This window comes from Salinimicrobium oceani, assembly GCF_012037645.1.
Window position 1 is genome coordinate 1 of sequence record NZ_JAAVJR010000689.1, and the last position, 437, is coordinate 437.

Annotated in this window: 1 protein-coding gene; it reads left to right on the plus strand. The window is 43.7% G+C overall.

Annotated features, from left to right (window positions below; translation table 11 throughout):
* Positions 1-34 precede the first annotated feature (34 nt).
* A partial coding sequence (locus HC175_RS18890; RefSeq protein WP_168139729.1) for a hypothetical protein occupies positions 35-437 on the plus strand: 403 nt, incomplete at its 3' end.

The window sequence follows — 437 nt, forward strand, 5'->3', positions numbered from 1 at the left end:
TTATTAAGCAGGCACTTAAAAAACTATAATTCCTTTGGGGCAGAACTATAGCCGTCGGTTGTGGCTTTCAAATTCCATTGCACTATTTTGTGCACTGGCTTTCTCATTTCTGGCCTCAGCACAGGTGACACCCGTTCCTCAGGATACTACTAAAACCGGCTATTCCCTTGGAAAAATTCGATTGCCGCAACCGGGAAGTATTGTTGCTTCTTATACCTATGATCCTATCCTTGACCGGTATATTTATACTGAAACTCTTGGACCACTTAATATAACCGCACCACTTATCTTAACGCCCGAAGAATATCAGGAACTGGTGATCAGGGAAGAGATGCAACGGTATTTCCAGGACAAATCTGATGCCCTCTCCGGAAGAAAGGCAGGTACCGAAGAAGATCAGCGGGATCTGTTGCCTGGATTTTATGTGAATTCAGATT